Annotated in this window: 7 protein-coding genes and 1 pseudogene; 3 read left to right on the top strand and 5 right to left on the bottom strand. The window is 25.4% G+C overall.

Annotation, left to right across the window (positions count from 1 at the left end; genetic code table 11):
- Window positions 1-533 precede the first annotated feature (533 nt).
- Window positions 534-1,655, bottom strand: a complete 1,122-nt coding sequence (locus tag N747_RS0100695; RefSeq protein WP_024563390.1) for a hypothetical protein — start codon at window positions 1,653-1,655, stop codon at window positions 534-536.
- A 1,005-nt stretch (window positions 1,656-2,660) separates the two neighbouring features.
- On the opposite strand from N747_RS0100695, the gene N747_RS0100685 reads away from it, so the two are divergent.
- Entirely contained in the window at window positions 2,661-5,438 is a 2,778-nt protein-coding gene (locus N747_RS0100685; RefSeq protein ID WP_024563388.1) for a cation-translocating P-type ATPase, read from the top strand.
- A gap of 1,067 nt (window positions 5,439-6,505) precedes the next feature.
- Entirely contained in the window at window positions 6,506-6,631 is a 126-nt protein-coding gene (locus N747_RS04200; RefSeq protein ID WP_275039424.1) for a hypothetical protein, read from the top strand.
- Between the two features lie 158 nt (window positions 6,632-6,789).
- Here N747_RS04200 and N747_RS0100665 read toward each other — a convergent pair whose 3' ends face one another.
- Window positions 6,790-7,203, bottom strand: coding sequence for an Hsp20/alpha crystallin family protein (locus N747_RS0100665; RefSeq protein ID WP_024563387.1), 414 nt, complete (start codon window positions 7,201-7,203; stop codon window positions 6,790-6,792).
- A 469-nt stretch (window positions 7,204-7,672) separates the two neighbouring features.
- On the opposite strand from N747_RS0100665, the gene N747_RS0100660 reads away from it, so the two are divergent.
- Complete coding sequence (locus tag N747_RS0100660; protein WP_240992283.1) at window positions 7,673-10,639, top strand: S1 family peptidase; 2,967 nt, start codon at window positions 7,673-7,675, stop codon at window positions 10,637-10,639.
- 176 nt (window positions 10,640-10,815) lie between these two features.
- Here N747_RS0100660 and N747_RS0100655 read toward each other — a convergent pair whose 3' ends face one another.
- From N747_RS0100655 to N747_RS03350, 3 genes and pseudogenes are all read right to left on the bottom strand, one after another.
- Complete coding sequence (locus N747_RS0100655) at window positions 10,816-11,664, bottom strand: energy-coupling factor transporter transmembrane component T family protein (RefSeq protein ID WP_024563385.1); 849 nt, start codon at window positions 11,662-11,664, stop codon at window positions 10,816-10,818.
- Window positions 11,654-13,420, bottom strand: a complete 1,767-nt coding sequence (locus tag N747_RS0100650; protein WP_024563384.1) for an ABC transporter ATP-binding protein — start codon at window positions 13,418-13,420, stop codon at window positions 11,654-11,656. Before N747_RS0100650 ends, N747_RS0100655 begins: the two co-directional genes overlap by 11 nt.
- A gap of 106 nt (window positions 13,421-13,526) precedes the next feature.
- A pseudogene (locus N747_RS03350) lies at window positions 13,527-14,085 on the bottom strand (ECF-type riboflavin transporter substrate-binding protein).
- Window positions 14,086-14,174 lie beyond the last annotated feature (89 nt).

Below are 14,174 nucleotides of genomic sequence, written 5' to 3'. Positions count from 1 at the left end.
AAATCACGTAAGCTAATAGTTACTTTGCAGTTAAAACTTCCTATACGCAGTAAAGCAGGGTTAAAGATTCGGAATTATAATTTATTCTGTTATTATAAAACATTATTTTAGAATTATTTGCAAAAATCCAAGCAATAAAAAAATATAGCAGTAATACATAAAACTGTAATTAGAAAAATAATTATATATGTTGTTTTGTTATTTTTATTTTGACGATACATATTATTAAAAACTTATTTAAAAGATTTTTTTAATTTTGTAATTATTTAATTTATGAGAAAAACTAAAGAATTATTTATTATTAATTTAAAAAACTATAATAGCGATTAAAAAGTATTTGCTATTAATTTCATTTTATCACAAAAAAACGATAAAATTTGTTCACTAATCCTTATATCTTGAGTTTTTCCTTGGCAATTTGATAATTAAAAAATAGACTTTTTGAAATTTATATTTATTTTGGCAAAATATTTTAATTATTCAATAATTTTAATTCTAAATTGATAACAAAAAAATAAATTAAAATATATTTATCAAATTCTTAATTTAGTAACCAACATATGATTATCTTTGATAATTCTTTCTATATCTATTTGTTGTAAAAGTTTTTTTTGGTCTATTTCTTTGGCAATAATATCTAATAAATCTTTATTATTTGCAACAATATTACAAGCTTGTTGAAATAATTTATTTAAATCTACTTTATGCAATTGATTATTTTCCATTAAAAGTTTTTCTATAAATTGAAAATCATCTTCAATTCCTGAAAATATTTTTTCTTTTGGAATTTTGCCTTGATTAGCTAAATACTGTTGCGCAGCTACACCTCCAAAAGCTTGTAAAACTAATCTTTGCCAACCACCTTGATTTAATTTCGGATACCTAACAGCTGTTTGTCCAAAAAAAAACATCGAATCAGTGGTTGTTTCTTGAATATAAATTTTTGTCACCGAACATAATGCAAAAGGAAATTGCAAAACTATTAAGGCATGTCCTGCTTCATGATAAGCTGTTAATTGACTGGGAGTAAGGGATGTTGTTTGAATCATAGAAAAATGCAAAATATGAGAAAAATCAGGTTTTAGGATTTGTCCGTTAGAAATCAAAATTTCTTTAATAGTTTGTATATCGTCTTGTGTTGGCATATAATATTTAAAAATAGATCCACTCGGTAAAATCACTTGTGTAAGCAAACGAGAGTCTAAAAAACCTTCAATAATTATTCCATTTGGTTGAATTTCTCTTAAAATATTTTTTTCTTCTTGGAAAATGGAACAACTAAACTTTTTATTTTGGTGATCTTTGGCTTGTGTGGCAATTTGCATCACTTTATTATCGCGGTGTTCTTTTCCTTCTTTTATTAATTGAGTTTCCAAAAGTTCAGGCATTAAAGGAATGTATTTTTCATCAGTATAAATATTATAATTAGGTCTTGCAGAAGATAAATGGCATTTTTTTAATGACATATTTATAGAATGTTTTGTAAAAAAAGCCCCTACAGGAACAACATCATAAATAATATGGGTTTTGTTGGTATTTAAATTAATTGGCAATTTTTTTGGCAAATCTATAAATTCTTTTATTCCAATTACTACAAAAATAATAATAGCAATGTTTATCCAAAATAATTTTGGGTTTTTAGTTTTAGAAATCATATTTAGTTTTTATCTCCTTAAAATTAAAAAAGTTAAATTTAAAATTTAACATAAAAAAATAACATAATGAAAAATATTAATATTATTTAAAATAATGAAGTTATTGTTTCGATGATATAAAATAAAACCATATAACAAAAAATGTGCTTTATTAATGGATGATAAATTTTTATACTTGATAATTAGTTATTAAAATGATATGCTACAAATAAACAAATATTAAAATTTTGTATACATATATTATTATATTTTATAATATGGATTTAAGAATTATAAATTTGAATGATTTATATATTTAACAAAAACTACTTTCAAGAAGTTTTATAACTCGTTTCCATCATTAAAAATTTATTATTTTGTTTCATCCAATCCCAAATCACTCCAACGTCAAAAATTAAATAAAAAACGGATACAAAAAAATAAAAATTTTTTTCAAAATTAACCCAATTACACCCAAATAATTCTAAAATAGGAGTTTTTAGTTCCAAATTCTTAAAATAATGCATTTTTTTAACATTTATTATTAACTTTTATTTTTTGTTTTGTTATAATTTATTCAGGCTTATAAAAAATAATTGATCATCAAAAGAAAGATGGCTAAAATAAATGAACTAAAAAAATAATTTAATTTTGCAAAATTGACCCAAAATAATACTTTATAACTTTGGTTGTGGCACTTTTCTGATTTATTTTATAGTAGTATAAAAACGATATAAATAATTTATTAAACTTGCAAATGCAAAACAAGAAGGCAAGAATAAAAAAATAAAAATAACTTTGCATATAAACAAGACTAACTAACCACACATAAACCACATAAACTCAAAACCTTAACCAAACTCCCCTACCAAAAAAAATATCTTACTCAATTATAGCATCCTTATTATTTTTAATTCCTTTATTCCATTTAATTTTTATCCACCATTATAGCCTTGCAAATATTTTTTATATATCAGTTATAACAAAATACTAAAATATAAATTTAATCAAAGGAAAAAACTTTATATGAACAAAAAAGAAGAAATTTTGCAAATTAGTCGTCTTGATAAAGATGCTGTTGTCAAACATCTAAACACTGATGCTTGCGGACTTACTGATAAACAAGCCCAAGAAAGACAAACTCTCTACGGTAAAAACATTATCAAACAAGGCGAATCTTTTCCGTTTTGGCAACAATTAATCAAACAATTTACCTCAGTAATGGCTATTTTATTATGGATAGCAGCATTAATGATTTTTGTAATTAATCCCAAAGAAGCAGCTATCGGTATTTCTATTATTTTAGTTATCATTGTAAACGGATTATTTTCTTTTTCCCAAGAATACAAAACTGATAAAATGTTGTCTTCTTTAGGTAAAATGATTCCTAAAAAAGTTCAAGTTTACCGCAACAAAAAAATAGAATTAATGGATGTTATTGAACTTACTATTGGAGATGTTATCTTTTTAGAAACAGGAACCCAAGTTCCAGTGGATGCACGTATTATTCAATCTAATAGTTTTTTTGTTGACAATTCAATGTTATCAGGCGAAACTGTTCCTTTAAACCGTACTGAAATGCCAAACCTCGAAGATAATCATTCAATTGCTGAAATGCCTAATTTAGTTTATGCAGGTACTACAGTTACTCAGGGTAGTTGTTTTGCAGTTGTTTATGCTATTGGAAACAACACCCAAATTGGAGAAGTTTCAAGTATTGCTCAAAGCATTGAAAAAGGCAAAAACCTTCTAGACCAAGAAATGCACCACATTGTTAAAAAAGTAAGTATCATTGCTTCTTGTGCAGCTTTAATTGTCTTTATGATTTGTTTTTTTAATGCAGAACAATATGATATGACAACTTTTAAAGCAGCAATTGTTTGTTCAGTTGGTATGTTAGTTGCAAACATTCCTGAAGGTTTACTTCCTACTGTTAATCTAAGTTTAGCAGTTGGTTCTCAAAGAATGGCTAAACAAAAAGCTTTAGTTAAAAAAATCTCTTCCCTAGAAACCCTCAGTTCTACTACTGTTATTTGTACTGATAAAACAGGAACTCTAACTCAAAACCAACTTACAGTAAGAAAAATTGTAACTCCTGATGGCACTATCAAATTAAAAGGTTCTGGCTATAACGACGAACAAACATTTATTGTTGACCCAAACAATACTGCTTTCAAAAAAGGAATTGAAAAATTCTTAATTGTATCAGTTCTATGTTCTGAAGCTAAATTAGTTCCTATGCCAACTAAACCCCACCAATTTGAATTAATCGGCAGTCCTACTGAAGCAGCTTTATTAATTGCTGCTAAAAAATACGGTTATAACATTGAAGAAGTAAAAAATAACTTAGAAATCCTCCAATTAAACCCATTTACTTCAGAACGCAAAAAAATGAGTGTCTTAGTTAAAAACCATCAAGAACCTGCATATGACATCAATTCACAATATCTCTTTATTAAAGGAGCTCCTAATATTATCCTTGAACAATGTCAAATGCAATACAAAGGCTCTCAAGTAAGTCTTTTTAGCCCTCATGAAAAAGAATCATTCCTTAAACAAAACGACCAATTTGCAAACCAAGGATACCGCGTTCTTGCTCTTGCTTACAAAAAAATTGAACAAAATCCTGCTCTAGAAGAAGATATGGTTTTCTTAGGGTTTGCAGTTAATTACGACCCACCAAGAGAAGAAGTTAAAGAAGCAGTTAAAAACTTAACTCAAGCAGGACTTAAAATTACTATCATTACAGGAGATTATAGTCTTACTGCTGCTGCCATTGGCAAACAAGTAGGAATCATACAAGATGAATTCGTTAGTTTGGACGGCTGTGACCTTGACAAAATGTCTTTAGAACAATTACAAGAAGTCCTTAAAAGCCCTCATCCTGTTGTCTTTTCGCGCACTACTCCCAAACATAAATTAAAAATTGTTCAAGCATACCGCAAAAATGGAGAAGTAGTAGGAGTTACTGGCGACGGAGTTAACGACATTTTAGCTCTTAAAGCAGCTCACATAGGGATTGCTATGGGAAAAGCAGGAACTGATGTTGCTCGTAATGCTGCTGATATGATTTTATTAGATGATAATTTTGCAACTATTTCCAAAGCTGTTTTAGAAGGACGTTGTATTTACGAAAACATCAAAAAATTCATGACTTATGTCTTTGCTTCTAATATCCCTCAAATCTTTCCTTTCGTTGCTATTACTTTTTTAGGAGTTAAAGATCCTTACTTATATGTTTTACAAATTTTAGCAATTGATCTTTTAACTGATTTAATTCCTGCTATTGCTCTAGGAGCCGAAGAAACTGACCCAAGTTTATTAGTCCAAAAACCTCGCACTAAAAACGACCATCTAATGGACGCTAAAGTATTAAAACGTAGTTATGGTTTTTTAGGAATAGTTGAAGGCTTAATGTCTTTAGCATTTTTTTGTGTAGTTTACGATTTTGACACAAAAGACAAATTCTACCTAGCTTCTACTATGGCATTTGGAGCTGTTATCTTTGCTCAAGTAGGAAACGCATTTGCTTGTCGTTCTAACAAACTTTACTTTTGGCAAACTATCAAAAAACCTAATAAAATATTGTATTGCGGTATTATAATTGAAATATTATTCTTTGTATTAATTACTAAATTTAGTTTTTTAAGTGATATATTCCATACTAAGGATATTAATATATATCATTATTTATGGTTATTATTATGTCCTTTAGTTATGTTATTATTTGATACCATATGGAAAAAATTGTTTGTATTTAAGAACCAAAAACAATCAAAAATAAATCAATATACTTACAATTAAATAATTTATAAAATAAAGACCTCTAAAAAAGAGGTCTTTATTTTTATTGGTATTGATTATTATTAAGTCTCCTCCTAAATGAAAAAATCTCATAAAATTATTTTTTATCCTACAACTGTTCTTTGTCCTAGTAATATTGAATTACAAAAACTTAAATTAAAACTTAAAAAAGATTATGGAAAACAAGATATTAAAACATTAAATAAAGTTGAATGTCAATATTAGTATAGATATCTTGAAAATAATTATATTCAAAGTTTTCAATCTTCTCCTTAATTTAATTTGATTTAAAAAAACTTAAAAAAACTTCAAATTATTAAAATTATTAATGTTATAATATAATTAATAGAAAAAAGATTTTTTTAAAAGAAACAATATTTTGAAAAAAACTTAGTAATCGCCTCCCAAAATCCCTTGAAAATGCAATTGAAGAAGCCAAAACAAGAATTGAAAAAAGATTTAAAACAAAACCTACTTTCAAATTCTAAAATTGAATAGTTAATAACACAAGAAAAAATTTAATAACTAAAAGAGAAATCGATATATCATACAAACAAACAAAACTAGCCAAAATAAACTAACTACTCAAAAACTAAATTATACCCCTAACACATTATCCCTCCCAATATATTTTAGGTATAAAATCCAACCAACCACCAAACCAAATAATATACTAAAATATAAAAGAAATGAGGTATAACAATGAATTTAAACACAAATCACAACCCCTCCAAACTACTAAGTATATAATATTAAGCATTTAGTTATAATAGCTATTTTGTTAACTAATACTAATATTTATGCCGATTACGAAGAAGACATTCAAACATTCCAAAAATAAATCGATAAAGAAAAGAAAAAACTTAAATTTTTATTACATTTAGACGCTCAATTTGATTGAGATGGTAGATTCTTTGATTGATTATGCCATCAAATCTATCCTTAACTACCACATAGAAGTTAAACCATTAGATATAAATGGTAGAAAAGAATTCTTAAAATTCTTAATTAAAAAAAATACCAATTACATAAAGTGAATACAAAAAAATATTTATTAGGAATAATTAATGGAATATCTATTAGATGATGCAATTATCAATGCTTGTGTTAATACCAAAAGAATGCGACAAGAAATTAGAGTTGAAGATTTACAAAAATCTTTTGAAGTTATTTACGGACCACTATTAAACTAAATATTAACATTCATTAAAGTTAATTCACAACTTAATATTTTTTTATTATACCCAATAACAATAATAACTTCTTATAAATAAGAAGTTATTTCTTTTAATAATATTAATCATATATATAATAAAAACAAGTTAAGTAATTAACTTGTTTTTATTATATCTTAATTTAATTGTATATAATGTTTTTCTTTAGGTTTAACTTCTTTTTTAGGAACACTTAATTTTAATAAACCTTGTTCTAAAGAACCTTTAATTTCTTCTAAAAGAAAATCATCACCTAAATAAAAACTACGTCTCAAAAATCCTTGAAATCTTTCTTTACGTATAAAATTAGCTTCTTTATTTTGAGTTTTTTTAGAATTTTTAGCCTCAACCACTAAATAGCCTTCTTCTAAAGCAACTTTAACATCTTCTTTTTGAAAACCTGGTAATTCAATAGTAATAAGGTATTGATTATCTTGTTCTTGAATATCAGTTTTCATAATATTATTATTGTTAGTTAAAGAATTTGTTTTAAAATCTTCAAATAAATTTTCTAATAAATCTTGATTTTGATTAATTAAACTAAATAGCATTTTTATCACTCCTTTTTTCTTCTTTTATAACTTAAAAATTAAAAAAAGATTTTCTATAATTTGTTAATTCGAACTTAAAGCGACTTTAAATGAAAATATAAATCTTTTTTGATAATCTCTTATATTTATTTTATTTTTTATAATATGTATAAAACATTCAATTCTTTAAGCTCAATTTTATTTTAACAAAAATTTTTGGCACTGTCAATACATTAGTGCTATTTTTTTTACAAACTAATAAATAAATTTTAGGGTAAAATAATAATGAAGGGTATTTTGCATTTTGAAATAAATCCAAAATAAAAAAATACTTATATTTATAATTTATTAAACATCACTCATAATTAGAAAAAAGAGTTTTATGAAAAGAATTAATTTTTATCGTAAATTTATCTTATTTTTTAGTATATCTATTCTTTTTTGGCTAAGTTTTATTCAATTACAAAATTACTCTTATACTAGTCAATTTATGAATAATTCCTTATATTTTGATAAACTAAATGAAAATATCCAAACCAAAACTATTAAAAAAACTATTAAAGCTTTAGAACAAGAAAAAGACATTTTAAAAGAAAGCATTAAAAAAGATATTAAGGAAGAACAAATTAAAAATACTAATCAAATACAAACAAACAAAAACCAAATTTGGCAAATAAATACAAATGATAAAACTGCTTTAGGAATTATTTTTTATAGTTTAAAAATCACAAACAATAACGACAATCAAAACAAAAATGCAAATAAAAAAACACCATCGATTAACAATTCAGAACAAAAAATATATTTTGCTCTTACTCCTAAAAATATCATACAACCAAACGAAATTATAAAATTATCAAATCCCCAAGGAGAAGAATGGGGCACTATTCAAAATCAACTATTAACTCAATATAGTATTTTTATTCCCTTATTAAAAGATTTTGATATTATCACTTTTAAATCCCACAAACAATATACAATTACTCCTTTACAAAGACTCAATAAATATCGCCAAGGACAACTAATTCATTCTTTTTCTACAACTATAACAAAAACAATTGCCTTTCAACAAAGTCATATAAGCGAAGATATTGAAGTTAATAATGAATTAGATGAAATATTTATTGCTATTTCTAGTCGTTGCAATTCCAACAACAAACAAACTATTTTTTGGACTGAAAAAGGCAATTTAATTGGTTTTTTAACATCTTCTGAAATGAAAAAAGAAAAAGGAATTAAATATATTAAAGTAATTCCTTCCATAAATTTTAATAAACCTATAATAAATAACGAACAATCCCCAATAATAAAACTTATCAACGCAATTACCAACTCCAATAATATAGTAGATATAGAAACAAAGACAAAGGAAAAAGAACCGCCCAACAATCAAATACTCCAAGACCTCAATTTAATTACTTTATTTATCAATACTGGTTATAATTTAGGAACAGGAATAATTGTTCATAAAGAACAAATAAATACCAATACTACATATTATGCACTAACTAATCGTCATGTAATTGAAAGTTTTTATTATACATCAAATCCCCAAAAACAAATAACAATAAAAAACAATCAAGGATTAGAAAGTCAAGCAAAACTATATGCTTTTATTGATAACAATTGCGAATACGACGATATAGCTATTATAACTTTTACTATTCCTAACTCCAATACTTCTCAAAAATTAAATGAAGTTCTTGCCAAATACATTAATTTTGATAAAGACATACAAATACCTATTCATCAGGGAGAACAAGTTTGGGTATTGGGTTGCCAAAAAGGCTTACAAACTAAACAATTTCAAAAACCAATAAAACTAAAATGGGAAAAATGGTATTTTAATTTAATGCCTCATCAAAGACCTCAATTTAAACAAAATTTATTTAAAACAGGAGTTATTGCTTTTCTTAATGAAAAAGAAATTAACTCTGATATGACTCTAGATTCAGGCAATAGCGGAGGACCTCTTTTTAATGCTGAAGGAAAATTAATAGGAATAAATAGGAGTTACCATAAAATTTTGCGTATTTCTCAATCAATTAACATTAACTATATCAAACAACAATTTCATAATTTACTAAAATCCAAAAAAGAAAACATAGCAAATAACAACCCAAATAATATTGCATTACAAACGACTAAAACTAATAAAAACAATATTGCACACGAACTTAACGCTTTACAAAATGAAAAACTAAACGAACAAAAACCTTGCATTAAAACCCAAATTTTTTTAGAAGACCTATATAATTATATAAAAGAACAACCAGAAAAAAAAATAATTTTTCAAAATAAATACAACCAAGAAACTCTTCTTACAATAAATTGTCATGGTTTAGAAACAATACAATTAGTTAATTTTGATACTCACAAATACCAACAACTAGAAATTAGTTTAGTAAGTACTAATCAATTTATTATTTATTTACAAATTCAAATGTTTGATTATAACAATACAAAAACTTATGAAGAAACAATTCAAATCCCTAAAATTGAAATAGATAAAATGTTTTTATCATTTATTAAACAAACTTTTTCTTATCACCATATTTTGGAAAGCCAACAAAAGATTTTAGAAACCAATATCAAATTAGCCAAAACCGCTTCCAAAAGACAAATAAAGCCAAATATTTTTTATAATCTTTTTGATAATAAAGGACAAATAATTAAAGAAGATATTTTAAAAACTATAGTTTTATGCCAAGATTATTACAATTCCCAAAATATTAACTTAGGAGTTATTATTAACAAAAAAGCTGTAAATAATTCCGATAATACTTTTATATATACTGTCATTTTGCAAAAAAATGGAAAAAATTTAGATACTTCTTATCTCTTAGATACTTTCCAAAATATTTGTAACGAAAACGTTAAAATAACTATCCAAACACCTTTTGGCTTACAAAATGAAAAAGGAAAGTACCAAACCATAGCCACCCATAATAATCCTTTTAGCTACATAACTTTTGAATCTAGAACAAATTATCCTGTTTGTGCCTTTAATCCTGATAAACAACTTTTGTTAGGAGAAAAAATATATTTAATTAGTAATCATAATAACATCTCTGATAAAGCATTAGCACCTCATATTTTTCAAAGCCATTTAGCATTAATAGATAACCAAAACAACCAAACAATTACAATAGATAGTACTTTTTTAGAAAATTATTTTAACTTAGAAGAAAGCCTTTATTATAATAATTGGTTTACCTTTGATTCTCAAGGAAATCTAATTAATATTTGCTCTCAACAAGATATTTATCATCTAAACAAAAGTCAATTTCCTTTTATTACATTTCCCAAAAATAATTTTTTACTAAATGAAATGTTAAACATTACCAATGCCAAAATATCAATATTTTTAATATGGACTTTTATTTGCATTATGGTTTTTATAATAATAGATATTAAAAGTTTTAAAGATAAATACAGTATTGTATATAAATTATAATATTTTTTTACTTTATAATTAGAACCAAATAAACAAAAAAGAGACTTAAAAAGTCTCTTTTTATCTTAATATCTTGTTTTTATTTTAAACTAACTTCATCCCAACCATTGAACTAATTATAAAATATTTTTAAAAATATTTAATTGTTTAATGTTGAAATTTTGGCAATACTATTATCAACAAAAAGTATTTTTGGAAAAAGGATAATAAAACCTATCATAATGGCACAAAATCCACACACCAAGCAAAAAGAGTGCCAACCCTAATAAAAAAGTAAATAAATCAAGAATACTAAAAGATTTTTCATAATACCAAGTTCTTTTTTTATATTTACCAAAACGCCTCAATTTCATAGCATTAGTAATTATATCAATTTTATCTAAATTAAAAAAAATCAAAGGAGGAATAATAAGGGTAATTCTTTTAATATCTGCAATAATACGAGCTACAAAATTAGTTTTTTTAACAACTTTAATACCTCGTACTTGTTGATTGAGAGAAATATTTTTAAAATCTTTTTGAATTTCAGGAATATAGCGAATAGTAAGAGCAAAAGCATAACTAATTTTATAACTAACACCTAATTTATTTAAACTAGCAGCTAATTGACTTGGATTAGTAGTTATAATAAAGATTAAAAATAAAGGAATGATACAACAATATTTTAACAATACATTAAATTGATAAAACAATTGTTCTTGGGTTAAAAGATTATAAAATAAAGTAATGGGAGTTTTGGAGTTATATATTTTAGTACCGTAATTTCTAAAACAAATAATAATAATAATATTGTTTAAAAACAAAAAAAAGAAAGTTCCTTTAACTACAAACGCCACTTGCTGCCATTTAATTTGAGCACACCAAAAAAAAAACAAAGACAAAAGGGCAAGCCCTAACAAAAACCATACATGATATACCATCATACAAACAATTGATACCGAAATTAAAAACAATAACTTAGTTGCTCCTTGGATTTTATAAATGAAATTATTATGTGGTAAATATTGCAACATACTATTTGCCATAACAATAATCCTCCTTTAAAAAAGCCAACATTTGAGTTAACAAAACGTTTTTTTGTTCTAATGTAAATGGCAATTTATTGATAAGAACAATCAAACTAATCGGATTGAGAGAAGTTTTTTGCATTAAAGACATATCTGTAAAAATTTTTAAAGGATTAGTATTTGCAATAATTTTTCCTTGTTCCAAAACCAAAGTTCTTTGAGTATAATTAAGCATTAAAGACACATCATGAGTAATAATTACAATGGTAATCCCTTTATTATTTAACTTTTGTAAAAAAGTCATAATTTGTGCGTGATGTTTTAAATCTTGTCCTATTGTAGGTTCATCCAAAATAAGAATTTGTGGTTGCATTACTAAAATAGAAGCAATGGTAAGTCTTTTTTTTTGTCCGAAACTAAGAGCAGAAATAGGCCAGTTAGCAAAACTGTCCAAATTACAATTTTTCAAAATGGCGTGCACTTTGGTTTTGATTTTAGTTAATGAAAGTTTTTTACCTAAAAGACCCAATGCTACTTCTTCAAAAACATTTTTTTGGGAAATCATATGATGGGGATTTTGCATGACAAAACCAATTTTTTCTGATCTTTGTTGTAAAGATAAACATGAAATATTTTGATTATTTAATAAAATAGTTCCTGTTTGAGGAGTACAAAAACCACAAATAATTTTGGCTAAAGTAGATTTACCACTACCATTTTTACCAAAAATACTAATCATTTCTCCTGGAAATAAATCAAAAGAAATGTCATTTAAAATATTGGGTTGTTTGGATTCATAGTGATAAGAAATGTTTTGTAATTGCAAAATTGGGCAAAAAGGTGCAAATTGTTTGGAAAAGGAAGGCAATAATTGAGTTGTGGCATTTTGATAAATAGAACATTTTTTTAAATTTATTAATTGATTGGAAAAATATTGAGAAAAATCCGAGGATTGCAAAGAAGGCAAATTTAATAAATGGGAAAGGCGTTCCAAATTAACACCAATCTTTTTTAAAGCACTAATATAAGTTGGTTCTTGAATACCTTGTTTATTTAAAACATTTTCTAAAATTAATTTTTGGGGAGAATTGTCATAAATAATCTTTCCATCTTCAAATACTATTATCCTATCAAAAGAATCATCTAAAATATCTTCTAAATAATGTTCGATAACTAAAATAGTCGAATGGTATTTTTGATGAATATTTTTTATTAAGGCAGTCATTTTGGCTCTTGAAACAATATCAAGATTGGATAGAGATTCATCAAATAACAAAATAGAAGGATTATAAATTAAAACTCCTGCTATCGATGCTAATTTATTGTGACCTTCGGAAAGTTCTTGCGGTTTGTAATCTAAAAAGGATTTCAATCCTAAATCTTGTGCCCACATATTTACTTTTTGATATATTTTACTTTGAGGCAAAGCGTCGTTTTCCAAGGCAAAAGCTATATCTTCTGCTACTGTTAAACCTACAAATTGATTATCTGTATCTTGCATAATGGTACCCACATCCAAAGATAGATCAAAAATATTTGTTTGTGTTAAAACTTTATCCTTAATAATAGCGGTCCCTGTAATTTTTCCTTGATAACTATGAGGAATCAAACCATTAATACATTTTAAAAAAGTAGATTTGCCGCTACCATTTTTGCCCACAATCAAAACTTTTTGTCCTTCATAAATAGTTAAATTGATTTGATTTAGAGTAGGAGTTTGTTGGCTATAATATTGAAAACTAAAATCTTTAAAAATGATTAATGGTTTTGGCATAAAGTTCCTCTTTGAAATTATAAAATGAAAAAAACTAATAAATAGATTAGTGGTTTGTTGTGGTTTTATAAACAAAAAGCACATGATTAAAGATGTTTAAAAATATTTAAGAATTATTAATTTTAATTAAAGTAGCTTTTTTAGTGTAATGACAAGAATACATAGACATTAATTTAATTCCTACTATACTATAAGCTAAAATATTAGAAATTACTATCAAAAAACTTTGTAAATAAACTAGTTTAGGTGGTTGTCCGTAAATCAATAAATCACTTTGAGGAGCAACCCCCCCCCCAAATTATAAAATTACAAGCAACCTGATAAAGCCAAAAATAAACAATTTTTTTCTTTGTAAATACTTGATATTTAAGATCAATTATTCTATGTGGTAACCCGTAAATAAATCCAATAAGAGCAGAGCATAAAACCCAATTCCAAGAAACATTTCCAAACAAAATAAAATCTTTAATGGTGTGTCCTATAAGTCCTACATAAAAACCAACCGAAGGACCAAAAGCAACAGCAATGAAAGCTAAAAAAGCGGATGAAGTCTCAATACTTACATTAAACCCTAAAGGAATAGAGGCAAAACAACTTAAAACAAAAAAAATAGCAGCGCTCAGTCCTATAGTAACAGTTTTTTTAATATAATCGTCTTTTGACATTGGTTAGTTCCTTTAATGAATTGTTTGGATTTGGAAAATATTAGTTGGTTAGTTTTTTTGCGATTTTGTTTGCAATGTTTTTTTTAATT

The organism is Candidatus Phytoplasma tritici (assembly GCF_000495255.1).
Lineage (GTDB): Bacteria > Bacillota_I > Bacilli_A > Acholeplasmatales > Acholeplasmataceae > Phytoplasma > Phytoplasma tritici.
The sequence above is the reverse complement of the archived record's forward strand: the minus strand, read 5'-3'. Positions and strand labels throughout refer to the sequence as shown.

Bases quoted from the DNA above. Each gene is read 5' to 3' on its own strand.
- N747_RS0100695 (WP_024563390.1), bottom strand. From the start codon at position 1,655: ATGATTTCTAAAACTAAAAACCCAAAATTATTTTGGATAAACATTGCT.
- N747_RS0100685 (WP_024563388.1), top strand. From the start codon at position 2,661: ATGAACAAAAAAGAAGAAATTTTGCAAATTAGTCGTCTTGATAAAGAT.
- N747_RS04200 (WP_275039424.1), top strand. From the start codon at position 6,506: ATGGAATATCTATTAGATGATGCAATTATCAATGCTTGTGTTAATACC.
- N747_RS0100665 (WP_024563387.1), bottom strand. From the start codon at position 7,203: ATGCTATTTAGTTTAATTAATCAAAATCAAGATTTATTAGAAAATTTA.
- N747_RS0100660 (WP_240992283.1), top strand. From the start codon at position 7,673: ATGAATAATTCCTTATATTTTGATAAACTAAATGAAAATATCCAAACC.
- N747_RS0100655 (WP_024563385.1), bottom strand. From the start codon at position 11,664: ATGGCAAATAGTATGTTGCAATATTTACCACATAATAATTTCATTTAT.
- N747_RS0100650 (WP_024563384.1), bottom strand. From the start codon at position 13,420: ATGCCAAAACCATTAATCATTTTTAAAGATTTTAGTTTTCAATATTAT.